General features: G+C 63.8%; 23 protein-coding genes. 18 read left to right on the plus strand and 5 right to left on the minus strand.

Annotated features, from left to right (window positions below; all coding sequences use genetic code 11):
- Positions 1 to 10: 10 nt before the first annotated feature.
- Genes ACVKN3_RS18240 through ACVKN3_RS18255 form a run of 4 tightly spaced genes read left to right on the plus strand, consistent with a single transcriptional unit; the run spans position 11 to position 5207 of the window.
- Positions 11 to 1900: an ABC-F family ATP-binding cassette domain-containing protein gene (locus ACVKN3_RS18240; protein WP_285402131.1), complete on the plus strand. Its 1890-nt coding sequence runs from the start codon at positions 11 to 13 to the stop codon at positions 1898 to 1900.
- Between the two features lie 3 nt (positions 1901 to 1903).
- Positions 1904 to 2812, plus strand: a complete 909-nt coding sequence (locus ACVKN3_RS18245; protein WP_354517163.1) for a phosphoglycerate mutase — start codon at positions 1904 to 1906, stop codon at positions 2810 to 2812.
- Positions 2809 to 4521 carry a single-stranded-DNA-specific exonuclease RecJ gene (gene recJ / locus ACVKN3_RS18250; RefSeq protein ID WP_354517165.1) on the plus strand — a complete coding sequence of 571 codons (1713 nt, stop codon included), beginning with the start codon at positions 2809 to 2811 and terminating at the stop codon, positions 4519 to 4521. The genes ACVKN3_RS18245 and recJ overlap by 4 nt, the downstream gene beginning before the upstream one ends.
- Positions 4522 to 4550: 29 nt before the next feature.
- Complete coding sequence (locus tag ACVKN3_RS18255) at positions 4551 to 5207, plus strand: hypothetical protein (RefSeq protein WP_354517167.1); 657 nt, start codon at positions 4551 to 4553, stop codon at positions 5205 to 5207.
- A gap of 931 nt (positions 5208 to 6138) precedes the next feature.
- Here ACVKN3_RS18255 and ACVKN3_RS18260 read toward each other — a convergent pair.
- Positions 6139 to 6321, minus strand: a complete 183-nt coding sequence (locus ACVKN3_RS18260) for a hypothetical protein (RefSeq protein ID WP_354517169.1) — start codon at positions 6319 to 6321, stop codon at positions 6139 to 6141.
- A 643-nt stretch (positions 6322 to 6964) separates the two neighbouring features.
- On the opposite strand from ACVKN3_RS18260, the gene ACVKN3_RS18265 reads away from it, so the two are divergent.
- From ACVKN3_RS18265 to ACVKN3_RS18315, 11 genes are all read left to right on the plus strand, one after another.
- Positions 6965 to 8170, plus strand: coding sequence for an ABC-three component system protein (locus ACVKN3_RS18265; RefSeq protein ID WP_354517171.1), 1206 nt, complete (start codon positions 6965 to 6967; stop codon positions 8168 to 8170).
- 2 nt (positions 8171 to 8172) lie between these two features.
- Positions 8173 to 8679, plus strand: a complete 507-nt coding sequence (locus ACVKN3_RS18270) for a three component ABC system middle component (protein ID WP_354517215.1) — start codon at positions 8173 to 8175, stop codon at positions 8677 to 8679.
- Complete coding sequence (locus ACVKN3_RS18275; RefSeq protein WP_354517172.1) at positions 8676 to 10604, plus strand: DUF3732 domain-containing protein; 1929 nt, start codon at positions 8676 to 8678, stop codon at positions 10602 to 10604. Before ACVKN3_RS18270 ends, ACVKN3_RS18275 begins: the two co-directional genes overlap by 4 nt.
- A gap of 470 nt (positions 10605 to 11074) precedes the next feature.
- Positions 11075 to 12121 carry an RES family NAD+ phosphorylase gene (locus tag ACVKN3_RS18280; RefSeq protein ID WP_354517174.1) on the plus strand — a complete coding sequence of 349 codons (1047 nt, stop codon included), beginning with the start codon at positions 11075 to 11077 and terminating at the stop codon, positions 12119 to 12121.
- Positions 12122 to 12456: 335 nt separating this feature from the next.
- The gene (locus tag ACVKN3_RS18285; RefSeq protein WP_354517176.1) at positions 12457 to 13485 is read left to right on the plus strand and encodes an RHS repeat-associated core domain-containing protein; all 1029 of its coding nucleotides are present in this window, start codon (positions 12457 to 12459) and stop codon (positions 13483 to 13485) included.
- Between the two features lie 5 nt (positions 13486 to 13490).
- Complete coding sequence (locus ACVKN3_RS18290; protein ID WP_354517178.1) at positions 13491 to 13820, plus strand: hypothetical protein; 330 nt, start codon at positions 13491 to 13493, stop codon at positions 13818 to 13820.
- 109 nt (positions 13821 to 13929) lie between these two features.
- Positions 13930 to 14295: a hypothetical protein gene (locus ACVKN3_RS18295; RefSeq protein ID WP_354517179.1), complete on the plus strand. Its 366-nt coding sequence runs from the start codon at positions 13930 to 13932 to the stop codon at positions 14293 to 14295.
- A 56-nt stretch (positions 14296 to 14351) separates the two neighbouring features.
- Positions 14352 to 14705, plus strand: a complete 354-nt coding sequence (locus tag ACVKN3_RS18300) for a hypothetical protein (RefSeq protein ID WP_285406743.1) — start codon at positions 14352 to 14354, stop codon at positions 14703 to 14705.
- Positions 14706 to 14756: 51 nt separating this feature from the next.
- On the plus strand, positions 14757 to 15734 hold the full coding sequence (locus ACVKN3_RS18305; RefSeq protein WP_354517182.1) for a multidrug resistance efflux transporter family protein: 978 nt from the start codon (positions 14757 to 14759) through the stop codon (positions 15732 to 15734).
- A 52-nt stretch (positions 15735 to 15786) separates the two neighbouring features.
- The gene (locus tag ACVKN3_RS18310; RefSeq protein ID WP_354517184.1) at positions 15787 to 16245 is read left to right on the plus strand and encodes a hypothetical protein; all 459 of its coding nucleotides are present in this window, start codon (positions 15787 to 15789) and stop codon (positions 16243 to 16245) included.
- Positions 16246 to 16325: 80 nt separating this feature from the next.
- Entirely contained in the window at positions 16326 to 17582 is a 1257-nt protein-coding gene (locus ACVKN3_RS18315; protein WP_354517186.1) for an MFS transporter, read from the plus strand.
- Here the strand turns inward: ACVKN3_RS18315 and ACVKN3_RS18320 are convergent.
- From ACVKN3_RS18320 to ACVKN3_RS18330, 3 genes are read right to left on the minus strand one after another with little or no spacing between them, the layout of a single operon-like run.
- A complete protein-coding gene (locus ACVKN3_RS18320) occupies positions 17557 to 18447 on the minus strand; it encodes a LysR family transcriptional regulator (protein ID WP_285406738.1) in 891 nt (296 codons plus the stop codon). The two genes, ACVKN3_RS18315 and ACVKN3_RS18320, sit on opposite strands and share 26 nt — an antisense overlap.
- Positions 18448 to 18454: 7 nt before the next feature.
- Positions 18455 to 19321, minus strand: a complete 867-nt coding sequence (locus ACVKN3_RS18325) for an acyl-CoA thioesterase (protein WP_036140635.1) — start codon at positions 19319 to 19321, stop codon at positions 18455 to 18457.
- A 51-nt stretch (positions 19322 to 19372) separates the two neighbouring features.
- Entirely contained in the window at positions 19373 to 19930 is a 558-nt protein-coding gene (locus ACVKN3_RS18330) for an N-acetylmuramoyl-L-alanine amidase (protein WP_354517189.1), read from the minus strand.
- 45 nt (positions 19931 to 19975) lie between these two features.
- Between ACVKN3_RS18330 and ACVKN3_RS18335 the strand changes: the two genes are divergently transcribed.
- The 3 genes from ACVKN3_RS18335 to ACVKN3_RS18345 all read left to right on the plus strand — a co-directional run bounded on the left by ACVKN3_RS18335 (position 19976) and on the right by ACVKN3_RS18345 (position 23132).
- Complete coding sequence (locus ACVKN3_RS18335; protein ID WP_285406735.1) at positions 19976 to 20494, plus strand: alpha/beta fold hydrolase; 519 nt, start codon at positions 19976 to 19978, stop codon at positions 20492 to 20494.
- Positions 20491 to 22632, plus strand: a complete 2142-nt coding sequence (rlmKL, locus tag ACVKN3_RS18340) for a bifunctional 23S rRNA (guanine(2069)-N(7))-methyltransferase RlmK/23S rRNA (guanine(2445)-N(2))-methyltransferase RlmL (RefSeq protein ID WP_354517192.1) — start codon at positions 20491 to 20493, stop codon at positions 22630 to 22632. The genes ACVKN3_RS18335 and rlmKL overlap by 4 nt, the downstream gene beginning before the upstream one ends.
- 77 nt (positions 22633 to 22709) lie before the next feature.
- Complete coding sequence (locus ACVKN3_RS18345) at positions 22710 to 23132, plus strand: hypothetical protein (protein ID WP_036140639.1); 423 nt, start codon at positions 22710 to 22712, stop codon at positions 23130 to 23132.
- Positions 23133 to 24093: 961 nt separating this feature from the next.
- Here ACVKN3_RS18345 and ACVKN3_RS18350 read toward each other — a convergent pair.
- Positions 24094 to 24552 (minus strand): DUF6491 family protein, encoded by a 459-nt coding sequence (locus tag ACVKN3_RS18350; RefSeq protein ID WP_285406733.1) that lies wholly within the window; start codon positions 24550 to 24552, stop codon positions 24094 to 24096.
- Positions 24553 to 24661: the final 109 nt, after the last annotated feature.

Genomic DNA, 24661 nt, shown 5'->3' on the forward strand with positions numbered 1-24661 from the left:
TGCCCAATCCATGATCTCGTTCCGCAATCTTGCCCTTCGCCGGGGCAGCCGCACCCTGCTGTCGCAGATGGACCTCACCATTCAGAGCGGGTGGAGCCTCGGCGTCATCGGCCGTAACGGCTGTGGCAAGTCCACCCTGTTCGCCGCCCTCAAGGGCGAGCTCGAGCCGGAAGTGGGCGACCTGGACATGCCGTCCAAGGTCCGCCTGGCCTCGGTCGCGCAGGAAACCCCCGCGCTGCCGGACCCCGCCATCGACTACGTGCTGGGCGGCGATGTGGAGGTGGCGGCCGTCCTGAAGGCCGAGGCGGAAGCCTACGAGCGGGAAGACTACGAAGCCGTCGCGGTAGCCAACCAGCGCATCGAGGAACTGAACGGCTACGACGCCCGCGCGCGTGCCGGCCGGCTGATGCACGGGCTGGGCTTCAGCCCGGACACCCACGAGCGCGCGGTGGCGTCGTTCTCCGGCGGCTGGCGCGTGCGCCTGAACCTGGCCCGCGCGCTGATGGCGCCGTCCGACCTGCTGCTGCTGGACGAACCGACCAACCATCTGGACCTGGACGCCGTGCTGTGGCTGGAGGAATGGCTGCGCCGCTACCCCGGCACGCTGCTGATCATCTCGCACGATCGCGAATTCCTCGACGGCGTGATCTCGCACACCATGCACCTGCACGACGGCACGGCCAAGCTCTACACCGGCAACTACACCGCTTTCGAGCGGCAGCGCGCGGAGCACCTGCGCCAGCAGCAGATCGCCCACGTGCGCGAGCAGGCCGAACGTGCCCACCTGCAATCCTTCATCGACCGCTTCAAGGCCAAGGCGAGCAAGGCCAAGCAGGCGCAGTCGCGCATGAAGCGGCTGGAAAAACTGGCCGGCACGGAAGCCGTGCGCGCCGAGCGCTCCTTCAGTTTTTCATTCCCCACGCCGGACCGCCTGCCCACGTCGATGTTGCAGCTGGACCACATCGACGCCGGTTACGGCGAGCACGTGGTGCTGCGCGACGTGGCCTTCGGCCTGGAGGCCGGCGATCGCATCGGCCTGCTCGGTCCGAACGGCGCGGGTAAGTCCACCATGGTGAAGTCGCTGGTGGGTGAGCTCGAGCCGCTGACGGGCGAGCGCTCGTTCCACAAGGACATGAAGATCGGCTACTTCGCCCAGCACACGGTGGAAAGCCTGCACGAAGGCTGGAGCGCGTACGACCATCTTCAGGAGAAGGCGCCCACCGCCGGCCAGCAGGCCTTGCGCGACTACCTGGGTACCTGGAATTTCCCGGCCGATCGCGTGTTCGAGCCGGTGGACAAGTTTTCCGGCGGCGAGCGCGCACGCCTGGCGCTGGCCCTGATCGCGTGGGACAAACCCAACCTGCTGCTGCTGGACGAACCGACCAACCATCTCGACCTCGACATGCGCGAGGCCCTGGCCGACGCGCTGGCCGAGTTCGACGGTGCACTGGTGCTGGTCTCGCACGATCGCCACCTGCTGGGCATGGTCTGCGACGAGTTCTGGCGTGTCGCCGACGGCAACGTCGACGCCTTCGACGGCGACCTGGACGACTACGCGAAATGGCTGCGCTCGCGCGCCACCACGCGCAAGACCGCCGCCGTCGCCTCGGCCGCGGCGGAAGCGCCCATCCAGGCGTCCGCGAAGGAGAAGCGCAAGCTCAGCGCCGAGGAACGCGAGAAGGAAAAACCGCTGCGCGCGCGGGTGAAGAAAATCGAGACGCAGATCGCCACGCTCGACAAGGAACTGGCCACGCTGGAAGGCAAGTTGGCCGATCCGAAGGTCTACGACGGCCCCACGGTGGAACTGATGAATCTCAGCCAGCGCCAGTCGTCGCTGCGCGGCGAGAAGGAAGCCCTGGAGCTGGAATGGCTGGGCATCCTCGAGCAGATCGGGGACTGAGGCGTGGGCGTCGTCCTCAACGTGCTGTTGCCGGGGCGCGACAAGCTCGCCACCGTGGCCCCGTTCGCCACCTGGCTGGCGCGTGGCAGCACGTTGCCGGCCGCCGCGCCGGGTTACCTGGCGGCGATGGCCGAGTACTTCCGCTGGCCCGGCGGGTCGCTGCCCGCCGCCGCACTGATCCGTCAGTCGGTGGCCGGCGATGCAGGCACGGCGCAATGGCTGTCCGCCGATCCGGCCTGGGTGCAGCCCGAGCTCAGCGGCGCGCGCCTGTTGGCATGCGGCAACCTGGGGCTGACGGTCGAGGAGTCGGCCGCCCTGGTGGCCGCGCTGACCGAAACGTTCGAGGCGGAAGGCATGCGCCTGCAGATGGGCGATGCGCAGCACTGGCAGCTGCGCCTGCCCGCTGACGTGGACGTGCCGTCCTTCCCCGAGCCGGAAGACGCGCTGGGTGCCGACCTCTTCGAGCAGTTGCCCAAGGGCGACGCCGGACGGCGCTGGCGTGCCCTGATCAACGAGGCGCAGGTGGTGTTGCACAACCATCCGGTGAACCGCGCGCGCGCCTCGCGCGGCCTGCCGCCGGTCAACAGCGTGTGGCTGTGGGGACCGGGCGTGCTGCCCGACTGGATCGAGTGCGGCCTGTCGCGTATCCACAGCGACGACCTGCTGGCCTGGTCGCTGGGCCACAAGGCCGATGTCGACGTGCAGGCGCGCAGCGCGTTCGTCGGCAGCGATGCCTCGCCGTATACCTTGCTCGACCTGCAGGACGTGCAGGCGGACGATTTCGCACGGTCGTGGTGGCCCGCCATCCAGGCGCGGCTGGAAGACGGCGCGGAGCTTCGTCTCGCTTTCGCCGACGGCACGCGCACGGTGCTGCGCAAGCATCACCGGCTGCGGTTCTGGCGCAAGCCATGACGCGCCGCGTGTGGCGCCGACGCGAGGCGGAGGCCCCGCCGAGCGGCTGGCCCGGGCACGTCCATCCGGTCATCCAGCGCATCTATGCCGCGCGTGGCGTGTGCACGCCCGATGGCGTGGAACATCGCCTGGCGCGGCTGCTGTCGCCGACGCTGCTGGGCGGCATGGATCGTGCCGTGGCGGTGCTGATGGATGCCATCGCGAACGACCGGCACATCGTGGTGGCCGGCGATTACGACTGTGACGGCGCCACCGGCACGGCAGTCGCCGTGCGCGGCCTGCGTCTGCTGGGTGCGCGGCACGTGGCGCATGTGGTGCCCAACCGTTTCGTGCATGGCTATGGGCTCAGTGAAGCGCTGGTGGCATCGCTGCAACCGTCGCCCGACCTGATCGTCACCGTCGACAACGGCATCGCCAGCGTGGCCGGCGTCGCCGCGGCGCGGGCACGCGGCATCGGCGTGCTGATTACCGATCATCACCTGCCGGGCGACACGCTGCCCGAGGCCGATGCCATCGTGAACCCCAACCTCGCCGACGACGGTTTTCCCAGCAAGGCGTTGGCGGGCGTCGGCGTGATGTTCTACCTGTTGCTGTCGCTGCGCGCCGCGATGCGCGATGCCGGCCGGTTCACGCAGGGCGAGCCGGACCTGGGCGCGTTGCTCGACCTAGTCGCGCTCGGCACCGTCGCCGATCTGGTGCCGCTGGATTTCAACAACCGCGTACTGGTCGACGCCGGCCTGAAACGCATGCGCGCCGGCAAGGCCTGCGCCGGCATCACCGCGCTGATCGAAGCCAGCGGCCGCTCGCTGGCCACCATCGCCGCGACCGACCTGGCCTTCGCCATCGGCCCCCGGCTCAACGCGGCGGGACGCCTCGAAGACATGTCGCTGGGCGTGGCCTGCCTGCTCACCGACGACGTGGGCATTGCACGGCGCTACGCGGAACAACTCTCCGGCATCAACCAGGAACGCCGCGAAATGCAGGCGGGCATGGTCGAGGAAGCCGAGCGCATGGTGGCGCTGGCACGGCACGTGGATGCCGTAGGCGTGGCGTTGTTCGACGAAGGCTGGCATCCGGGCATCGTTGGCCTGATCGCATCGAAGCTGAAAGAGAAACTGCATCGCCCCGTGCTGGCCTTCGCGCCCGCCGGCGACGACACCGACGAGCTGCGCGGTTCCGCGCGCTCCATCCCCGGTTTCCACATCCGCGACGCGCTGGCCGAGATCGACGCGAAGCATCCCAGCCTGATCCTACGCTTCGGCGGTCACGCGATGGCCGCCGGCCTCAGTCTGCAGGCGCGCGATTTCGATCGTTTCGCCGCGGCGTTCGACGCCGCCGCACGTCGCCACCTCGACGACGATCACCTCCAGGCGCTGGTGCACACCGACGGCGAACTGGATTACCGCGACCACACCCTGGACCTGGCGAAGCAGCTGCGCCATGCCGGTCCCTGGGGCCAGGCCTTTCCGCCGCCGGTGTTCGAAGCGCGCTTCGAATGCGCCTCGTGGAAACCCATGGGCAGCCGCCACCTGCGCCTGCAACTGCGGCACACCCAGGGCGGCGCGCCGCTGGAGGCGGTGATGTTCAACTGCTACGAAGGCACGCCTCCGCCTGCGCGCATGCGTGTGGCCTATGAGCTATCGGTCAACGATTGGCAGGGCAGGGAAAGCGTGCGGTTGTTGCTGACGCATATGGAGCCTTGGGTATAAGGCACTTTCACTTTCACTGGAACAGATCCATGTACGGACGCATGCTGGCTACGCTCGTTGCACTGCTGCCTCTCGGTACCCATGCCGCTATCGGTTGCCAGGGTCATGCTTTTGGCGAAACCGTCCGACGCTATGTGGATACGGGACCGCCGCGCGCGTTCAATGTCGGTATGCCGGAAGGTCGTGCTGTGCCAGCGCATCTTGTCGTTGCTTCAGGCGGTAGCTGGGGGTGCGGCACGTCATGGGCCATCGATCTGGATACCGGTCAAGCATGGGAACGACTGCGCTGCATTAGTGCCGAGAATTTCGATGACCTGGTTGCCAGTCCGTCGTGGCAGGGTGCGCAGTTCGGCAGTTACACGAACTTCGATGGAAAGCCGGCGCGCGAAGCGATCAAGGAAGGCCAGGTGCCGTCTGCGACCATCGCCCGAATCGTTTGCGCCGGGAACGATGCATGGGGTGCCGACAAGTGGGGCGGGCAACCGCACTTCGATGCGCACGGTGACATCATCGTACCGACACCGCCGATGCTGGCACCCGATATGTTCGCTACCCTGCTGCTGAAGAACGGTGAGATTACCCGGACGTTCGAATATGCCGCTATGCCTGAAGTGGACAGCCCACTCGCGCGTGTGGAATCCTTAGTTATCGGCGCAGTGAACGCAGCAGTAGGCACGCCTCGTTAAGATGTATTCGACGGTCGGCGCTTAAGCTTCACGATCTGCGATTACGGGAACGGCTCGCCGTCATTGGCGGTCTTCTTCTCTGCGGGGAGGAGGCGTCGGGTGGTCACCCTCTGCGCTCGGGCAGCGGCCGCAAGCGGCCGAACTCGCTCAGAGGATGACCACCCGACACCTCACTGACGACTGAGGCGTCCGGGGCGGGAAAGCAACGTCTGCGGTGTCGCCCGAAGCGGCATCTTTAAGGAAGGTAGGCGCGTTCGAGGTCGCCAACGTCTTGCTCTCCAAACAGATTGCCTCGTCGCTGGGTACTGCGACGATGGTTGTGGCTTCGGCGCGCAGGCATGGTAGAAGACTCAGCACAACATTACCGACAGTGAGCGATTGGGGAATAACGCCCATGACCAAGGTTTTACTCCTGGCATGGCTTGCATTGGGCTAGCCGCCAATTACGTCATCTTCGACATGCGCTAGCCACCATGGCGCTGACAATGCCGCTGAGAGGACGGCAATGAAAGGGAGAAGCGATATTACGGCCTTGATCTTCGTCATCCATATTTCCCGCATCGCGCTTTTCTGAGAAGCATCTTCTCGAAACAATCTTAGGTGCCACAGCGCAGTCGGTACTGCTCTTTAGTCGTCAGTGGCTACTCGCGCCGACTAGGATACGCATGATTCTCCCGGCTGAGCCTCGCGACGGGCGCTTGAATGGCGAATACTGGGTTTGCCGGGATAATATGCTCAGCGAATCTCGATCCGCTCGCGAGGCAAGCCAAAGACGTTGCCATCGTCAAGCCACGTTAACTCTAGCCGAATCACGAATGATGTTCGGGTCTCGGCGATCTCACGTAGGTGTTCTTTCTCGTCCTTGGCCACGATGAAATAACCATATGGCACGTAACCCTGGTCAAAAACTAAGCGCAACTTTGCGTCCTGGTCATTGCGCGAGGGCGCCCTTGCCGTCGACGCCCCAGTCGGGCTCCTGCAGGATGTAGCCCTTGTCACCAGCGTGGGTGAAGCTGTTATCGACCCAGATGCTGAAGTAGACCTTGCGTTCGTGCTCGTTGACCGGGCACCAACTCCAGACCGTGTTGAGCCGGACAGCACCTAGGCTTTCCATAAGCTGAGACCGGTTTTCAGGTCTCGACATGGCCAACTCATCAATCCGTGGAAGTACGTTCATCCGATATCGAGAGGTGCACAAGCCGCTACAGGCTGGCTGGACTAGGCGGCCGAACCCGGATCGGATGGAAAGGATAGCGACTGGTACACCTGAGCAATCATCACAAGCTCAGGATGCCGCCCATTGCCAGGATCACTAGCTGAAACACGCTGATGCGCTTGGTCAGGGTATCAATGAAAGAAGTGGATCGCCCGAATCAGCGGACGTCGCGTTGACTATGCTACTGGTGGCAGGCGAACGGTTTTTCATGTTTTCGACTTACATGTTTTTGACTTAACTGAAGAAACGGCAAAAAAATGGCACGCACCACCCTTCGATCTAACTTGCAGCCAAGTCCTCATCGCTGACGGCTCATCGGCTGGGCTGCCTTCAACTTTAGGGCTAGTGCGCCCGCGATCTCTTACTCGGAGGATGGCGTCGTTGTGGTGGTATAAGAGCATTCTAAACGTCTAGTCGCTGGGCTTGCGCTAGCGTGAGACCTTGGTACATGATTGTTAGGCTAGGACGGACCTACCGCGCTAGATGCTCGCATTGTGCAACGCATTGAACATGATGCTAGGCAGACAGAGGAGATAAGGAAATGACCTCAGGAGGCTCTAGTGGTTCGCTCTTTGGCGCGGGCGACGCCGCCCTCGGGTACCTTTATCAAATTCGTCATGCGCTGCTCGAATCGCTTCAACGGCTAGCTAAGGGACAGATATTTTCCGTCTTTCTCGAGACGCTTGATGACGTCGCATTCGAGCAGTCAGGTGGCCCGCTCGAGCTATACCAGCTCAAGCACCACCTGAAATCTGAAGCGAACCTAACAGATAGTAGTTCGGACATCTGGAAGACACTCCGCGTGTGGCTTACCGGCCGTTCCGATGGCACGATTCCGCTCAACGCGCGCTTGTGTCTGGTCACCACCAGTCCTACGGCGGAATTCTCCGTAGCCGCCAAGCTTGGCGTTGAGGGTCGAGACGAAACAGGGGCAGTAGCTGCGCTTTCTAATGTCGCAGCGACATCAATGAATGCCGAAAATGCGCGCGCCTACAAGCTGTTCCTTCGTCTGAGTGAAAGTGAGAAGCTTGACCTCGTGGGCTCCATCACGATTGTTCCCAAGTCGCCAAACATCGGCGACATCGAAAACGGTCTGACCGAGTATGCCCGCACTGCGGTAAGACGCGATGTTGCATCGTCGTTCTTGGCCCGGCTCGAAGGCTGGTGGTTCGTACAGTGCCAGAAGCATCTGATTGAGCAATCAATGACGCTCCTCGCCAGTGCGGCGCTGGAATCGCAGATTGACGAACTCAGGGACCAATTTCTTATCGATTCTTTGCCGGTTGACGATGACATCCTTCAGGCAGAGGTGACGCTGGCCGCCTTTGAAGACTCGATCTTTGTTCATCAGGCAAGGCTTGCACAGGTTTCGCCGAAACGGGTGGTTGCCGCGGTCCGGGACTACTATCGGGCGTTCGAGCAGAGGTCGCGCTGGATGCGTGAGAATCTCCTTCTCTTCGGTGAGCTAGACAAGTACGAGCGAACACTCCGGGAGGAATGGGAAATCGTTTTTGAACGTGCCGTCGATGAGCTCGGCGACGACGCGGCGGAAGATGCGCTGACCAGAACAGCACGCGATATCTATAAGTGGGCGGAAACGTCCTGCTTTCCGATCCGCGTCAGAGTCAGCAACGCCAGCATGTCGCGAGGCTCACTACACATGCTGGCAGACAAACGTGCGGTGGGGTGGCACCCAAAGTTTTTGGAGCGGCTTGAGGCCCTGCTTGCATCAAGGCCGGCAGTATGACTATGTCTCCATGGCGCGAGCAGCCAGCTGAGCAGGCGCGTCTCTTTAACCCGGCCTTTCTCGGTGCGCTTGTTTTCTGCGCCGTTCGCGGCTATGAACGGGAGTCAGCAGATGGGCGGCAGGGCCTGCCATACGCGTTGGCCTTTCTCGCAGTTCCCGTGGTTCTGCACAAGATTACTCGTGATGCGTTACCAAAGACGGTCGCGACATCGCTGGCTGCCTGGATTAGTGTCAACGCGTACGCCCAAGTAGGTTTTGCGGACCGCGCTTCCGCGATGGCCCCCATGGTAAAGGACTCTATAGCGACCGCCTGTCACGGAGGCCTGATCGACATTCAGGGGCCACGTCTGCATGGAATGGCGAAGTTGAGGTCCGTCGAGCGATTTGTGACATCGATTAAGTCACCTGAAGTCGTCGACTGTGTGAAGAGGGCAATTTTCGTTGGAAGGTGGTTCGCAGGTTCGGGTGACTATCGAACAGTCATGGCACTTTGGGGTGTGCGACCTTGAGCATACAGATTCTTGACATCGTCCTATACGCCACGGGGCGTAGCCCACGGGTGTTGTCACTAAAGCCCGGCAAGCTAAACATCATTACCGGCGATTCGAAGACGGGAAAATCAGCACTCGTCTCCATCGTTGACTACTGTCTTGGCAGCGGCTCCTACGAGGTTCCGCATGGGGTTATCCGTGAGCACGTGGTCTGGTATGGCCTTCGCCTGACTGACGGCAACGCGCAGCACTTCGTCGCCCGGCGCGCGCCTGCGAAGAACCGTCAAATCACGACCGATGCCTTTTATGCATCTGGTGTCGAGCTAACGATCCCACTGCTCGAAGAACTAGCCGTCACAACCAATATCGATTCTGTCGCAGAGCGGTTGGGTATGGTGACCGGCATCGCCCTGAATCGACACGACCCACCGGCGGACCGGACGCGCTTACCGCTGTCCGCAAACCTGCGGCACGCGCTAGCTTACGTATTCCAGCCTCAGACGGAGATCTCCCAGCCCGGGTTCCTATTTCACGGGCAGACCGACACGTGGTTTGCGCAGGCGATAAAGGACTCGTTTCCTTATTTCCTGGGCGCCGTCGAGGAGGACTACGTCGGCAAGTCCGCGTTGCTAAAGGAATTGCGCCGCGAACTTCGTGCGAAGGAGCAAGCAATCACCCGGATTGGAACGCTGACTAGTGACGGGAGCATTTCCGCACTAATCGCGGAGGCAAGGGATGTCGGGCTTCTGCCAGAGGACTACGCCACCGAATCCTCCGCAGGCGACATGGCCGCGCTCTCGGGCGTCATGTCACGCCCCTTAGCGGACCAGATCGCAGAGCAGTTAGATGGCCCGGATCAAGCGGAGCTCGCCCGCCTGAACGATCGACGGAGCGGACTCCGGCGGGAGCTGCATCGCTTAGACGATGAGATCAGGGCGATGGTCGAGCTCCGCAATGAAGAGAACGCCTACACCCATGAGGCCAGCGAACAGGTCTCGCGGTTAGAAAGCATCGGGCTGCTCGAGCCCTCTGTCGGGAGTCACTGTCCTCTCTGTAGCCAACCCAGCGACCGCGTTCCGCTTTATGCCGAACTCGAAGCCGAGCTTAGGGCGGCTTCCGCTCAGCTTGAGGCTGTAAGGCGTAGCACGCCGGGGCTTGAGGCGCTGATCGTCGAGAAGCGGCGCGAATTTGACCTAGTCCGCATTGATCTACAAGACAATTGGGCCGCCCTTGAGGCCGTCCGTCGGTCGGATCAGCGCCTGTCCTCGATGCGAGACACGGCGACTCGTCGCGCGATGGTGCTGGGGCGCATAAGCGCTACCGTGGAGTCGTACCCAACGCGAGGCGACTCTTCGTCTTTGCAGGCAAGCATCACGGATCTGGCGGAGAAGATCAGGCTGCTCGAAGCGGACCTCGGTGACGACGCTGTTAGAGAGCGTGTGGATTCCATTCTGTCTCGCTTGAGTGGGCAGATGACCCGTTGGGCTGGCTTCCTGGAACTGGAGCACATGGGCGTCCCGTTCCGTCTGGACCGGAAGAAACTGGAGGTCATCGCGGACGGCGAGAACGGGCCGATTCCCATGAGCGTCATGGGTAGCGGCGCCAACTGGGTTGGTTGCCACCTTATTGCGCACTTGGCGCTGCACGAGTGGTTTGTCCGAAAGGAACGTCCCGTTCCGCGCTTCCTCTTTCTAGACCAGCCATCCCAGGTCTACTTCCCGGCTGAAGTGGACACGGGTGCAGACGGAGAGGCGCTGCTCGATGAGGACCGGATGGCGGTCGTCAGGATGTTCGAACTGATTAACAACGTAGTCAACGAACTCACACCCAACATGCAGGTGATAATCACCGAGCACGCGGACCTTCACGAGGACTGGTTCCAAGCCGCCGTTGTCGAACGATGGCGTCATGGCGGTGCACTCATTCCCACGACATGGCGATGAGGTAATCGTCTGCGCTTACGGTAACTGCGGGCCGGAAGCCTAACCAGAACGTCAATATAGAATCGTTCAATGAAGGCATTGCGATGAGTAGCTCAATGGAAACGGATTTCCCAGCCTGATGCATGCCGAAACTGATATCGAAAACTGTCCACGGGAATGTATCGAAGAGCGGACGAAGGCACTCGGCGAGCTGATTTCGACTGCTTACGCGAAACAGATACATTAGTCTCAACTTCACAACCGGACCGCTGCGGCAGGGGGGGGCTCGGCGGGCAGGTCGTCCCAGCTTTTACCTCAGCGCCAATTTTATATGGGATATTAGAATGACGACTGTTACGAATGAGTGCCGTGGCGCTGTGATATACGGCGTCTGCTTCGATTGTTGCGTCGCTCCGCTCTTGCAACAGTTGGTCGTTCGTTTGGGTCGACAATCAACCTGTGGCATCTGCGGCACTGCTAACGTCACGTGCGTGGATACCGTGCATGACGAGTTCGTGCTCGCAATAAAGGCACTTATCCGTTATCACTTTGGTGAATGGGAGTATCACGGCCAACTTGGTGATGGTAGCCTCAGCGGCTTGTTTTTCATCAATCCAAACCCGTTGCTCAAGATCAGTGCGAAGCAAAGCGCTTTAGATCGAGAAGAGCTGGTGATGTCCTTTATTGACGATATTGTGGAGCGGGCACCGGAGATCGAGATCATCACCGCCTTCGGTCGGGATATCTATAACTATCCTCCGATGACGCCAATTTCATCCACAACTAGCGAGGCTGTTCGTAGAGCAATAGAATTACTTAAAGAGCGTAATCACTTCCTTGTCGAGGCAGAGTACATTGAGGTCATCCGTCCGGTTGTTCCCTACGTTTCGGGGCGTGTGCCTGCTCAGTCTCGGTGGTTTCGCGCAAGATTAGGAGCGAAGCAGCGGGCTGCTTCAATTACTTATGTCGGAGCCCCTCTGGATTATGTCTATCAACCTCATGAGGGAGCTGATATCGGTGCTCCGCCTGTTGGGACGACGTCGGCAGGTCGGGCGAACCGACCTGGGGTTTCCTACCTGTACTTGGCATCCAACTCCGATACCGCAGCTGCGGAGATCCGGCCCCACCCCGGCGAAATGGTGTCGCTTGGGTGCTTCGAACTAGCACGGGACCTACGTGTCGCGGACATTCGCACACACGATTTGACCAAGCTATGGCACAGTGACGAGGAGCTGAGCATGCTTGAACTAATAGCTACTATGGAACAAGCATTTTCCACGGCCGCTCCCCCTAGCAATCGCAGCATGTATACCCTCACTCAATTTATGGCAGAGATATTTCGGCAGCTTGGGTTTGATGGCCTACTGTTTCGGAGCACGGTCGGCGACGGACACAACTTGGTGGTTTTCGATCCTTCACTCGCCAATTGGGTAGATGGCGCGAGCAAGGTTATTGATGTTAAACGTGTCGTATACGAAACAGTTGAACGCTTAATATACGATCCGACGAAGCACTACGATCTCAACTTCGACCGTTAAGTCTGCCTCTCATTTGAATGACTGAATAGAGGAAAGTGCCGTGCTGAGCGGCCCCGTTTCGATGTCGATTTTTGGGACGAGCAGGTGTCCAGAAGGGCGCCTAGGCGAATATCGCGATGGCATAATCAGGGGGGCGTCGACAACGGCATCCGGCAAATGACGGACGACGAGCGCTACATCGGTACGTCCATCTTTACTCGTACAAACCTGCGGCGGCACCCGCCTAACCTCGGCCCCATGGCCACGGTGAACGGGATACGGATGGGTGATCGGCAGTAAGTGATCCTGGAGGGGACGACCCGGCCGTTTGCTCGGGTCAGTCCGCAGGACCGGCAATGGGTTCGAAAAATAAAATCCCTTCTACGTTCCGTTATTATAATCTCTGTTCAGGTATCGCACAGGGGACAAGGATGCAGCGATTTCAGCTTAGGTGCTGGCTAGTAGCCAGCTTTTGGGGCTTGGCATGCGGTGGGGCTCATGCCGATGGATTAACGAAGGTTACCTACTACTACACCGATCCCCAGGGAACGGTGCTCGCTACAGCCGATGAGCAAGGTAATCTACTCACAACAACAGATCGCAAGCCCTATGGAGAGCAGGCTTTAGGTGACCCGCAACCCGGCCCAGGTTATGCCGGTCATGTCGATGATCCGAGCTCCGGCTTAATTTACATGCAAGCCCGATATTACGACCCGAAAAGTGCGCGTTTCCTCAGTACCGATCCCCAAGTCGTGACACCGGGCAACCCGATGCAATTTGCGCGGTATAGCTATGCCAACAATAATCCTGTTGCAAATATCGACCCAGATGGCCGCCGCGCTGTAGTCGCCAATGGTCAGATTTTTATCCAGCCTGAAAATGGTGCAGCTCCAAACCTTTCCCCCATTCCCAATAACGTTGGCGCAGTTGGTTTCGGTCCGGCGGATCTATCGTTCCACACTTACGATGTCCGTACCTCGAGTACGCTGTCCTTGACGCAGGCGAGGGACGGACTGATGTACAACCCGACACCGGGTCGGGATTTGCCAGCCTCCCCTGGCGGTACCAGGAACAATGTTGGCAACATTCCCATTATGAATGGCGACAACTTCGTCCGCTCCTTTGTGGTCCCATCGCCTAATCCGGCAAAATACTCAGATGTCGTAGTTAATTACACCATCGCCGGAGAGCATAAGCTGGCCGAAGGCTATGTCATGCGCTTCGGCGAGAAAAATAGCGATGGCAGCACCACGCTACGCAGCTACGGCGAGGGCAACAACTGGCACCAGAATCCTCTTTTGCAACCCATTTGGGCACCTCAGGTAGACCAGACATGGCAGAAGAACCAGCACGACATTATCGACAACCAGCGATTCGGGGAATAACGCCTATGAGTAAGGTTTTATTCCTGTCGATGGCTTGCATTGGCCTCGTCGCCAGCTACGTCATGTTCAAGATGCGCTACGGGTGGTACCTCGCGAATGCGGATGCTCACTTTCTCGATCTTGGCTTTCTGACGGTAGCGTGCACATTGGTAGTACTTTGGGTGGCCTTTCCCAGCCGTGTAGCCGTAGCTGTGGTGGGTGCTGCGCTTTTTGTTTTCCCTCCGCTGATCAAGCCCGACACCTTTGTGGCGATTGATATTCCCTTTGCCGCCCTGTCTCTGATCCCCATCCTCCTACTCGTCATCGCTACACACTTTCGGCGTCCGGCGCTTTAAGGGGCCACGGTGGATTCGCGTCCCCACCCAGCAACTTGCCTGAAAAACCTCAGGCAAACCTGCCGCGCCGTCCACATATCTGAGACCGGGCCCACCTAATCTCGGCCCCATGGCCACGGTGAACTGGATACGGATGGGTGAGCGGCAGTACGCGGTCCTGGAGGGGACGACGCGGCCGTTCGCGCGGGTCAGTCCGCAGGATGGGCGCTGGGTTGTGCGCTGGCGCTATGGGCCGCGGCAGGGGCAGGGGGCCGTGCTGCGCGGTATGTCCCTGATGCAGCGCATGGTGACGCGCTGGGCCGAGCACAACGAGGCGAGGCTGCGTAAGCTGATTCCGCCACCGGTGCAGGCCTATGCGCCGCCCAGCGCGGTGGAGCGCTATTTCTACGATGCCATCTGGCCCGGCTACGTGCCGGCGTCGCGCCGGCCGCGGCGGGAAGGCCGGGAAGGCCGGGAAGGGCGGGAGCGCCATTGAGGCGGGGGCATACCTCCCACACATAGGCTGCATATCGTCTTCCCGCAGGTGGCGCCATGTCTCCCGAGTGTTTCGTCTCCGCCCTCCAGCAGGCCGTGGTCCGCGACAACCTCGCCGTCTACGCCGAACTGTTCCGCACCACGCCGGCCGAGCGCGCGGTGGACCCGCACTGGGTGAACGCGCTGGAACTGTTCAACGGGCTGGACGAGGCCGGCAAGGAGGTGTTCCTCCAGGTGATCTGCCACACGATGATCGATACCACGGCCAACCTGCTGGGTATCGTCGACGGCTGCTGCCCGGTGGCGGGTATCGAGGGCGACGTGACGCTGTGCATCGACGGCCGGCCCATCGGCGGCGAGTTGCAGGAGCTGTTCCTGGAGCTCAACGAGGCGGCTGACGACGCCGGCTGACGTTGCGCGCGGTCGCTGGCACACTGGGGCCTGTTCGTTCCAGGTCATGCCATGCGTTCCCGTGCTTCCCGGGCGGTCGCCCTCGCGCTGCTGTCCGCACTGTTCTTCACGCTCACCTATGTCCTCAACCGCGCCGTGGTCAGCGGGGGCGGGCACTGGCAATGGGCGGTGATCCTTCGTTATCTCATCACGCTGCCGCTGCTGGCGGCGGTCCTGCCCTTCAGCGGTGGACTGGGCGCGCTGCCACAGGAACTGCGCGGGCATACGCGCATCTGGCTCACCTGGAGTGCCGTCGGTTTCGTGCTGTTCGGCGTGCCGCTGACCTGGGCGGCCAGCAGCGGGCCGTCGTGGCTGGTGGCCGGCAGCTTCCAGACCACCGTGCTGGCCGGCCCCCTGCTGGCGCCCTTCATCTATCGCGACGAGCGGGCCCGCTGGCAGGTCGGGGCGCTGTCGATCGGGGCGCTGATCGTGCTGGGCGTCATGCTGCTGCAGTTCGGCCATGCGCGGGGTGCGCTGGATGCTTCCGCCTGGCTGGCGGTGGGCGCGGTGGTGTTCGCCGCGTTCGCGTATCCGCTGGGCAACCGGATGATCCTGCTGCACCTGGAGCGCACGGGCACCCGGCTGGGCGCCGTGCAGCGCGTGTTCGGGATGACCCTGGCCAGCGCGCCGGTGTGGCTGGTCTTCGCGGGCGTGGCGTGGGTCACCCTGGGGCCGCCGTCCCTGCGCGAGGTGTTGCTGGCCGGTGGCGTGGCCTTGTCCTCGGGTGTGGTGGCCACCGTGCTGTTCTTCCACGCCACCGAGATGGTCGGACGCCAGGGCACCGCGCTGGCCGGCGTGGAAGCCATGCAGGCCGCCGAACTGCTGTTCGCCACGGGCATCGGCGTGCTCTTCCTGCACGAGTCGCTGCCCGGTCCGCTCGCGGCCTTCGGTGCCGTGGCCATCGTCGTGGGCATCGCCCTGTTCGCATGGGCAAGTGGCCGGGACGGTTCACCCGATCCCGACGGGGCGGACGCCGACCGGGGCGCTTGACGCCATCCAGACACGGGAAGCGTACGCTGCGCCTATCTTCCCGAGGTGCGCCATGAAACCCCTTGCCATCGCTTTCCTGCTTGGTTGCACCTTCGCCGCCTCGGCCGCGCAGACCCCGCCCGGTACCCACGGGCAGCGCGCCCCGGCGGCCGATCCGATGAAACGCTTCGCCTGGCGCGACGAAGCCGCGGGTTACACCTTCGTCGGGCCGCCGCGCTGGACGGACAAGGTCACGGCGGTGGCGCTGGATTCCGCGGCGCTGGCGAAGTCGGGTGCCACCAGCGGCGTGCGCTTCGTGGCCGGCTCGAAGACCCTGCTGGTGCTGCTGTCCTCGGACGATGAACGCGCGCATGCGATGGCCAGTTCGGGCGCGCGGGAATTGTCCCGCCACGATGGCCATGTGCTGTCGCTCAAGACCGAGGCCGGGTCCGGTGCCCTGGCCCTCACCGACGAGGAACTGGCGGCGGCCATCCAGTGGGATGGCGGCGATACCGGCACCGTCACCCGCTGAGCCGATTCATACGCAGGACATATCGAAGAGGACGCGTACCGGTATCGATCCGACTCAATTCAGGGTCTAGCCTTGGCGACATGGCTCATTCCCTGGAGGTTCCCGTGGACGGTTCGTCGCCCGCACCGGCCGTCGTAGTCGATCGCCGTATCAGGCACGGCACGCCGGCATTCCGGCGCACCAACCTGGCCTTGTTCTCGTCGGGGTTCGCTACCTTCGGCCTGCTTTATTGCGTGCAGCCGTTGATGCCCGCGTTCTCGCACGATTTCGGCGTGGACGCGGCCAGCAGCAGCCTGTCGCTGTCGCTGACCACCGGCGTGCTGGCCGTGGGCATGCTGTTCGCCGGGGCGATCTCCGATGCCCTGGGGCGCAAGCCGGTGATGCTGGCCTCGCTGCTGGGCTCGTCGCTGCTGGTGCTGCTCTCCGCCATGGCGCCGCACTGGGATGCGTTCCTGGTCATCCGCGCGCTGCTGGGCCTTACCCTGGCGGGGTTGCCTGCGGTGGCCATGACCTATGTGGGCGAGGAGATCCACGGCGATTCACTCGGCTTCGCCATGGGGCTGTATATCGGTGGCAATGCCCTCGGCGGCATGGGTGGACGACTGATCGCCGGTTTCGCCGCGGACCATGCCTCGTGGCGCGTGGCCGTGGCGGTCATCGGCGGCCTCGGCCTGGTCGCGTCGTACCTGGTGCTGCGCGGCTTGCCCGCATCGGCGTATTTCGAGAAGCGGCGCGCGCATCCGCGGGCCCTGCTGGCGTCGTTTGGTTCGCTGTGGCGGGACAAGGGGCTGCCGTGGCTGTTCGCGGAAGGCTTCCTGCTGATGGGTGCCTTCGTCACGATCTACAACTACGTCTCATACCGTCTCATCGCCGCGCCGTTCTCGCTGTCGCAGTCGCATGTGGGTGCCATCTTCATGGTCTACGTGATCGGCGTGGGCAGCTCGGCCTGGATGGGGGCGCTCGCCGGCCGGCTGGGTCGCCGTCGCGTGCTGTGGTCGGCCTTCGTCATCATGCTGGCTGGCGTGGCGCTGACGGCCAGCGCGTCGTTGTGGGCCATCGTCGCGGGCATCGCGCTGCTGACCTTCGGTTTCTTCGGCGGGCATTCCATCGCCAGCAGCTGGGTGGGTCGACGCGCGTCGTTCGCCAAGGCGCATGCGTCGTCGTTCTACCTGTTCGCGTACTACATGGGTTCGAGCATCGCCGGCTCGATCGGCGGGCTGGCCTGGAACCACGGCGGGTGGAACGGCGTGGCGATCTATGCGGCCGTGCTGATCCTTGCCGGCCTGGCTGTCGCGTTGAAGCTGCGCACGCTCACGCCTTTAGCATCAGCGCCGTAAACGCCTTCACCAGCGGCGAGGCATCGTCGCGACGGTGGGTGACGTGCAGCGCGCTGGCGGCATCCGGCGAATCGATGGCGACGTAGGCCACGCCGTCGACACGCACGTGGCGCAGCGAGTCCGGCAGCACGGCGACACCCAGGCCCGCGGCCACCAGGCCGATCATCGTGGACGACTCACCGGCTTCCTGGGCGATGCGCGGCACGAAGCCCGCGTTGCGACACATCGACAGCAACTGGTCGTGCACGCCGGTGCCGGCGGCACGGCTGAAGACCACGAAGCGTTCGTCGGCCAGTTCGTCCATGCGCAGCCGGGCGCGCTTGCGCTTGGCCAGCGGATGATCGGCGCGCAGCACGGCCACCAGCGGATCGTCGACCAGCTTGTGCGAGACCAGCGTGGCGGGTAGCGCACCGCCACGCAGCAGGCCCACGTGCTGGCTTCCGTCCAGCAGGCATGCCACCTGCTGCAACGTGTTCCGTTCCACAAGCACCAGACGCACCGCAGGATAGGCGTCGCGGAAGGCGCGGATCGCTCGCGGGAACCGCTCGATCAACGGGGTGGAACGAGTGAAAGCCACATGCAGTTCGCCGATCTCGCCACGCTCGGCGCGGCGCGCCTGGTCGGCGGCATCGTCCACGCGCGTGACGATGTCGCGTGCGGCGTCGAGGTAGACGCGGCCGGCATCGGTCAGCTCGACGCGTCGGTTCGTCCGTCGCAGCAGGCGCAGGCCGAGCAGGCTTTCCAGGTCGCGGATCTGCTGGCTGAGCGGCGGCTGGGACATACCCAGCCGCTCGGCGGCGCGGCTGAAATGCAGCTCGTCGGCCACGGCGATGAAATAACGCAGGTGCCGCAGCTCGATGCCCATGGGGGGTTCAGTCCGGCCGGACGCGGATCAGGCCTTCCTGCGCGGTGGAGGCCACCAGCACGCCGTTGCGGGTGTAGATCATGCCGCGCGCCAGGCCGCGCGCGCCCTGCGAGGTGGGGCTGTCGAACGAATACAGCAGCCAGTCGTCGATGCGGAACGGGCGATGGAACCACAACGCGTGGTCCAGGCTGGCCATCTGCATGTTGCGGGTGAGGTAGGAGATGCCGTGGGGCAGGGTGGCGGTGCCGATCAGGTGGAAATCCGACGCATAGGCCAGCAGCGCCTGGTGCAGCCCGAGCGTGTCGTCGATCGGCGCGGTGAGGCGGAACCAGATGTGCTGGTAAGGCGGCCGTTTGGCCGGGCGCAGTTCGTCGCGCGGCCACACGTGGCGGAATTCGAACGGGCCGTCGATGCCGAGCCAGCGCTGGGTCTTCTCCGGCAGCCGTGCCAGCTGTTCGGCGGTCATCGCCGGCATCGGCTCGACGTCCTCGGGTGCAGGCACCTCGGGCATCGACATCTGGTGCTCGTAGCCGGCTTCCGGTTCCTGGAACGAGATGGAGCCGTTGAGGATGGGCTGGCCGTGCTGGATGGCGACCACGCGGCGCGACGAGAACGAGCCACCGTCGCGCGTGCGCTCGACGCTGTAGACGATCGGCGCGTTGATGTCGCCGGCACGCAGGAAATAGGCATGCAGCGAGTGCGCCTCGCGGCGCGGGTCCACCGTGCGCTGCGCGGCGGACAGCGCCTGGCCGAGCACCTGGCCGCCGAAGACGAACTTGGTGCCGATGTCGCGACTCTGGCCGCGGAAGAGGTTGTCTTCGAGGCGCTCGAGTTCGAGCAGTTCGACGAGTTCGCCGACATGGTTGTCCGTCATGGGGGTCTCTGCTGAGCGGGGTGGCGACATGGCCGGAAAGTATACCGGGCCTCAGCCCGCCAGCCGCGCGAGGCGGGCCGCGTCGTAGGCCTTCGACCACGGGAATAGCGGGCCCGGGTCGCGCTTGCGTGGCACCTCTCGGTTCGGATCGTCGCTGGCGGCCACCATGGCGGTGTCCAGGTCCTCGTGGCCGGCGATATGGCGCAGCGACGGAAAGCGCAGCGCGAGGTCGTCGAGCAGGGCGCGCAGGGCGTCGATCTGTTCGGCGGGGTAGGGCTCGGTCATGAGCTGCCGGGCCGAGTGGAACCAGTCGGGGTAACGACCGGTGTTGACCAGCTCGATGCCGATCGAGCGCGGGTTGTAGCCGCGGGTGTGATTGGCAATGCGGAGCGGATCGACGTAGCACTGGATCGTTCCGTCGCGATCGACGTAGTAGTGCCCGCTGGCGCCCGTGCCGCGGTCCTCGTAGAGCACGCGCTCGCCGTACTCGCGCGCCATGGCCAGGTCGGGCAACTCGGTGCAGTGGATGACGACCAGGTCCACCGCGTCGGCCGGGCGCTCCGGGAGGCGGTGTTCGTAGGGGAGGGGGTTAGGGCGGATGTCGATCATGGCGCTTTGATAACATAGCCGGTCATTCCGCGTACGGAGTCCGCCATGCGCGGTCACATCATCCTTTCCCACGGTTCCGATTCCGGCCCCGACGCCACCAAAGTCAGCGCGCTGGCGGCCCTGGCCGGCTCGCTGGGCTGGACCACGGTCCGCCCCGATTACCGTGACGACGACGCCCTCGGCCATGCCGGCTGCGTCGACCCGCGGCTGGCGCGGCTGGCCCGGGCCATCGCGGACTCCCCGGCGCCCCCGATCCTGGTCGGGTCCAGCATGGGCGCCTTCGTCTCGGGGCTGGCCTCGCTGCAGGCCCCGGTGGCCGGAGTGTTCCTGCTGGCGCTGCCTGCGCGCATCCCCGGCTACGGCCGGGCCTTCGACCTCGCCAGGGGCGTGCCCGCCTTCATGATCCACGGCTATGCGGACGATGTCTGCCCTGTGGATGAGGCCTTCGCCTTCGCGCGCAGCCATGCGATCCCGATGCTGCTGGTCGAGGACGACCACCGGCTGGGCAACGCCATGGCGGACATCGAAACCACCTTCCGCCGTTTCCTCGGGGACCTGGCATGAACTTCTTCGCCACCTGCCCGAAGGGCCTGGAATACCTGCTCAAGGACGAACTGATCGCCATCGGCGCGAAGGACGTGCGCGAGGCCCTGGCCGGCGTGTCCTTTGCCGGTGACATCGAGACGGCCTACCGCGCCTGCCTGTGGTCGCGCATGGCCAGCCGCGTGCTGCTGCCGCTGGCCGAGTTCGACGCCGCCGACCAGGACGCCCTCTATGCGGGTGTACAGGACATCGACTGGGCCACCCACCTGGCCGCGCACGGCACGCTGGCCGTGGATGCCAACACGGCACAGAGCAAGCTCACGCACAGCCAGTTCATCGCGCTGAAGACCAAGGACGCCGTCGTCGACCAGTTCCGTGCCGCCACCGGTGCGCGCCCGGATATCGATCCGGAAGAACCCGACCTGCGCGTCAACGTGCGCCTGCGCCGCGACCGCGCCACGCTGTCGATCGACCTCTCGGGCCTGCCGTTGCATCGTCGCAACTGGCGCGAGCAGCAAGGCGAGGCGCCGCTGAAGGAAAACCTCGCCGCCGCCATGCTGGTGCGTGCGCAGTGGCCGCGCATCTACGCCGAAGGCGGTGCGCTGGTCGATCCGATGTGCGGCTCGGGCACGCTGCTGATCGAAGGCGCGCTCATGGCCGCCGACGTGGCGCCCGGTCTGCGTCGTGACTACTACGGTTTTCTCGGCTGGGCCAAACACGATTACGCGTTGTGGCGCTCCATCTACGACGAGGCCAAGGCGCGGGCGGAAGAAGGCCTGCGTGCCCTGCGCCCGGTGTTCTTCGGCAGCGATTCGGATGCACAGATGGTGCAGACCGCCAAGCGCAACGCGCAAAGCGCCGGCGTGGCGGGTTTCGTCCATCTCGACAAGCGAGACGCGGTGCACGTGGCACCGCCGCCGGAGACACCACTGGGCCTGGTCATCACCAATCCGCCCTACGGCGAACGCCTGGGCGATCGTGCCGAGCTGCCGGCGCTCTATCGCGACTTCGGCCAGGCCCTGAAGGACCGTTTCGCCGGCTGGCGCGCGGCGGTGCTGGCCGGCGACGAGGAACTGGGTCGTGCGCTGCGCCTCAGCCCCGACAAGCGCTACGCCCTGTTCAACGGCGCGCTGGAAACCCCGCTGCTGACCTACGCCCTGCGCGCGCGTGACGAAGCCCCGCGCGAAGCGAAACCGCTGTCGCCCGGTGCGGAGATGCTGAAGAACCGCCTGGAGAAGAACGTCCGCCATCTGCGCAAGCGGCTCACCCGCGAGGGCATCACTTGCTGGCGCGCCTACGACCAGGACCTGCCCGAGTACGCCGCCGCCATCGACGTCTACGAAAACTGGCTGCATATCCAGGAATACAAGGCGCCGCAGGACGTGCCGGTGGACGTGGCGCGCATCCGCATGCGCGAGATCGGCCGCGTGGCCAGCGAGGTGTTCGGCATTCCCCGTGAGCGCATCGCGGTGAAGACGCGCGAGCGCGGCAAGGGTGGCTCGAAGTACGGTCAGTTCGACCAGAAGGGCGAGTTCATCGAGGTGGGCGAGGGCGGCCTCCGTTTCCTCATCAACCCCACCGATTACCTGGACACCGGCCTGTTCCTCGACCATCGCCTGGTCCGCGAGAAGATCCGCGAACTGGCGCCGGGCAAGCACTTCCTCAACCTGTTCGCCTATACGGGCACGGCCAGTGTCTACGCGGCGGCCGGCGATGCGCGCGACACCACCACCGTGGATCTGTCCGGCACCTACCTGGACTGGGCATCGCGCAACCTGGCGTTGAACGGGTTCGAAGGTGCACGCCATCGGCTGGTGCAGGAAGATGCCCTGACCTTCCTCGAGAAGCGCTCGATGCAGTACGGGCTGATCTACGTCGACCCACCGACCTTCTCCAACTCCAAGAAGGCCGACGACTTCGACGTGCAGCGCGATCACGTGAAGCTGCTGATGCTGTGCCTGGACCGGCTGCTGCCGGACGGGGTCATTGTTTTCTCGAACAATTTCCGCCGTTTCCAGCTTGATAAGGCCGCGCTGGAACCCCACTTTTCCATTGAGGACTGGAGCGCTCCCAGCATCCCGTTCGACTTCTCCCGCCGGCACAACATCCACGGTTGCTGGCTGCTCCGGAAACCGTTCGTGAATCCGTGGAAAACGTGAATTGAGGGTGTAGAAAACTTCAGATTGGATTCAGTGGCCGAGCGCGAATCTGCAGTCAACACCCGGAGGTAACTGTCATGAAAGGTAAGTTCGTAAAGTCCGCTCTCGTCCTCGCCGCTGCGGGTCTGATGGCGTTCGCACCCGGCGCGTTTGCCCGCGGTGGTTATTACGGCGGCTACCATGGCGGTTACGGCTATGGCTACCACGGTGGTGGTTACTACGGCGGCCGTGGCGGCTACTACGGTCGCGGTCACTACGACCACGCCGGCCGCTGGATCGCTGGCGCCATCGTCGCCGGTGCGGTGGTCGGCCTGGTCGCCAACGCCACGCAGCCGCGTACGGTGGTCTACGACAACGGCCCGGGCTACTACTACGCCCCGCCCACCCGCACGGTCGTCTATGACGACGCGCCCGTGGTCACCCGCCGCGTGACCACCACGACCACTTACGTGGACGACGGTTACGGTGGTACCCGTTATGTGCGTGACGACGGGTATTGATCGGAGTCGTTTTCGGTTGAGTGGTTAGATCGAGGAGCCCGGTGAAAGCCGGGCTCTTTTTGTTTTGGGGCGGACGTTCGTGGCGGGTGGCCGTGAGGGCTCGCCTTCGGCCTCGGATCAAGAGCCGCTGGCACTGGAGCAAGAGCCGGCGGGTAGCCCCCTCGGGGCCACGCCTACGGCGACCCGCTAAGGAAGGGCCGCTGGCGCGGCCGTATTCTTATTGCCCTTCGGGCCCGGGTCGGGCTTCGAACGGGGATTTTCGATTCGCCATCCATGGCTCAGCGAAAATGGCCGGCCGTCCTGGCCGGCCCCCTTCGGGCCTTATCCGTTCGAATCCCTCGCCTGCGGCTACCGGCCCCGAGGGGGCTACCCGCCGGCTCTTCCAATGACTGAGGCGGGTTGTGGCGCGAGCGTCCGCGGACATGCGGGGTAGGGCGTCGCCGCTTTGTTGGCTTTTCGCCCACATCGTGGGCTCCTACCCCAGGGGTAGGGCCGGTTGTGGCATATCCGACGCGTGGTCTGCCGGCTGGGGGTAGGAGCGCACGCACGTGCGCGAACCCTCAACGTATCCAAGGCGACCGATGCCATGCAAAGCAGGCAAGCGAGCGTTCCCACCCACGAAGCGAAACCCAGCTCTTCGCTCTCCCCACACGTAACCTCAGTCGTCGAAAGAGCCGGCGGGTGCCACCCTCGGGGCCGGTAGCCGCAGGCGAGGACTTCGAACGGACAAGGCCCGAAGGGGGCCGGCCAGGACGGCCGGCCATTTTCGCTGAGACAGGATGTCGAATCGAAAATCCCCGTTCGAAGCCCGACCCGGCCCGAAGGGCAATAAATAAACGGCCGCGGAGCGGCCTTTCCCTAGCGGGTCGCCGCAGGCGTGGCCACGAGGGTGGCACCCGCCGGCTCTTGCTCCGCGACGCCAAGGCTCGAGCCCCAACGCGATGCCGAAGGCGAGCCCGCCTCAGCCACCCGGAGACGGCAGCTGCGCCCCCGAGCCGCGCCGCTTGGCGCTCTTCTTCATCGACTCGAATGTCGCCTTGTCGATCGTCTGCACGGACTGGACCTGGCACGGTGGCTCGTTGCGGCGAAGGATTTTCTCATCGATGCCGCCGCAGATACGCATCTCGCCCATGGCCTTGTCGCTGTTGGACGACTTGAAGCGGATGCCGCCGCCCAGATCCATCCGCGGGCAGTCAGCGCTGGTCTTCACCACGAAATGGTTGGGCCCGTTGCGCACCGCCACCGTACGCGCGTCGACCACCGCCCATTCGTTGATGCGGTCGGTGCGCAGGCAGTCGTTGAAGGGCAGTTCGTTACGGGCCTGGGGGGAGGAGCCGGGACGGGGTGTGTTGTCCTGCGCGTGCGCGGTGAACGCGCCTGCGAGCAGAAGAGCGCTGGTAAACAGGATTCGGGCAGTCATGACGCGGTCCTCCGGGAGGAATGGCGATGTTAAGCCGGGATCGGCCCACGGGCCAGATTGACAGGGGCCACGGTGCACCTTTCGTTAAGGGCGTGAAGGGCGCCACTCA

The organism is Luteibacter sp. PvP120, assembly GCF_054055715.1.

What these genes read in the sequence shown, in the direction of transcription:
- ACVKN3_RS18240 (WP_285402131.1), top strand. Translation starts at nt 11, where the DNA reads ATGATCTCGTTCCGCAATCTTGCCCTTCGCCGGGGCAGCCGCACCCTG.
- recJ (WP_354517165.1), top strand. Translation starts at nt 2,809, where the DNA reads ATGACGCGCCGCGTGTGGCGCCGACGCGAGGCGGAGGCCCCGCCGAGC.
- ACVKN3_RS18255 (WP_354517167.1), top strand. Translation starts at nt 4,551, where the DNA reads ATGTACGGACGCATGCTGGCTACGCTCGTTGCACTGCTGCCTCTCGGT.
- ACVKN3_RS18260 (WP_354517169.1), bottom strand. Translation starts at nt 6,321, where the DNA reads ATGGAAAGCCTAGGTGCTGTCCGGCTCAACACGGTCTGGAGTTGGTGC.
- ACVKN3_RS18265 (WP_354517171.1), top strand. Translation starts at nt 6,965, where the DNA reads ATGACCTCAGGAGGCTCTAGTGGTTCGCTCTTTGGCGCGGGCGACGCC.
- ACVKN3_RS18270 (WP_354517215.1), top strand. Translation starts at nt 8,173, where the DNA reads ATGTCTCCATGGCGCGAGCAGCCAGCTGAGCAGGCGCGTCTCTTTAAC.
- ACVKN3_RS18285 (WP_354517176.1), top strand. Translation starts at nt 12,457, where the DNA reads ATGGGTTCGAAAAATAAAATCCCTTCTACGTTCCGTTATTATAATCTC.
- ACVKN3_RS18290 (WP_354517178.1), top strand. Translation starts at nt 13,491, where the DNA reads ATGAGTAAGGTTTTATTCCTGTCGATGGCTTGCATTGGCCTCGTCGCC.
- ACVKN3_RS18295 (WP_354517179.1), top strand. Translation starts at nt 13,930, where the DNA reads ATGGCCACGGTGAACTGGATACGGATGGGTGAGCGGCAGTACGCGGTC.
- ACVKN3_RS18300 (WP_285406743.1), top strand. Translation starts at nt 14,352, where the DNA reads ATGTCTCCCGAGTGTTTCGTCTCCGCCCTCCAGCAGGCCGTGGTCCGC.
- ACVKN3_RS18305 (WP_354517182.1), top strand. Translation starts at nt 14,757, where the DNA reads ATGCGTTCCCGTGCTTCCCGGGCGGTCGCCCTCGCGCTGCTGTCCGCA.
- ACVKN3_RS18310 (WP_354517184.1), top strand. Translation starts at nt 15,787, where the DNA reads ATGAAACCCCTTGCCATCGCTTTCCTGCTTGGTTGCACCTTCGCCGCC.
- ACVKN3_RS18315 (WP_354517186.1), top strand. Translation starts at nt 16,326, where the DNA reads ATGGCTCATTCCCTGGAGGTTCCCGTGGACGGTTCGTCGCCCGCACCG.
- ACVKN3_RS18320 (WP_285406738.1), bottom strand. Translation starts at nt 18,447, where the DNA reads ATGGGCATCGAGCTGCGGCACCTGCGTTATTTCATCGCCGTGGCCGAC.
- ACVKN3_RS18325 (WP_036140635.1), bottom strand. Translation starts at nt 19,321, where the DNA reads ATGACGGACAACCATGTCGGCGAACTCGTCGAACTGCTCGAACTCGAG.
- ACVKN3_RS18330 (WP_354517189.1), bottom strand. Translation starts at nt 19,930, where the DNA reads ATGATCGACATCCGCCCTAACCCCCTCCCCTACGAACACCGCCTCCCG.
- ACVKN3_RS18335 (WP_285406735.1), top strand. Translation starts at nt 19,976, where the DNA reads ATGCGCGGTCACATCATCCTTTCCCACGGTTCCGATTCCGGCCCCGAC.
- rlmKL (WP_354517192.1), top strand. Translation starts at nt 20,491, where the DNA reads ATGAACTTCTTCGCCACCTGCCCGAAGGGCCTGGAATACCTGCTCAAG.
- ACVKN3_RS18345 (WP_036140639.1), top strand. Translation starts at nt 22,710, where the DNA reads ATGAAAGGTAAGTTCGTAAAGTCCGCTCTCGTCCTCGCCGCTGCGGGT.
- ACVKN3_RS18350 (WP_285406733.1), bottom strand. Translation starts at nt 24,552, where the DNA reads ATGACTGCCCGAATCCTGTTTACCAGCGCTCTTCTGCTCGCAGGCGCG.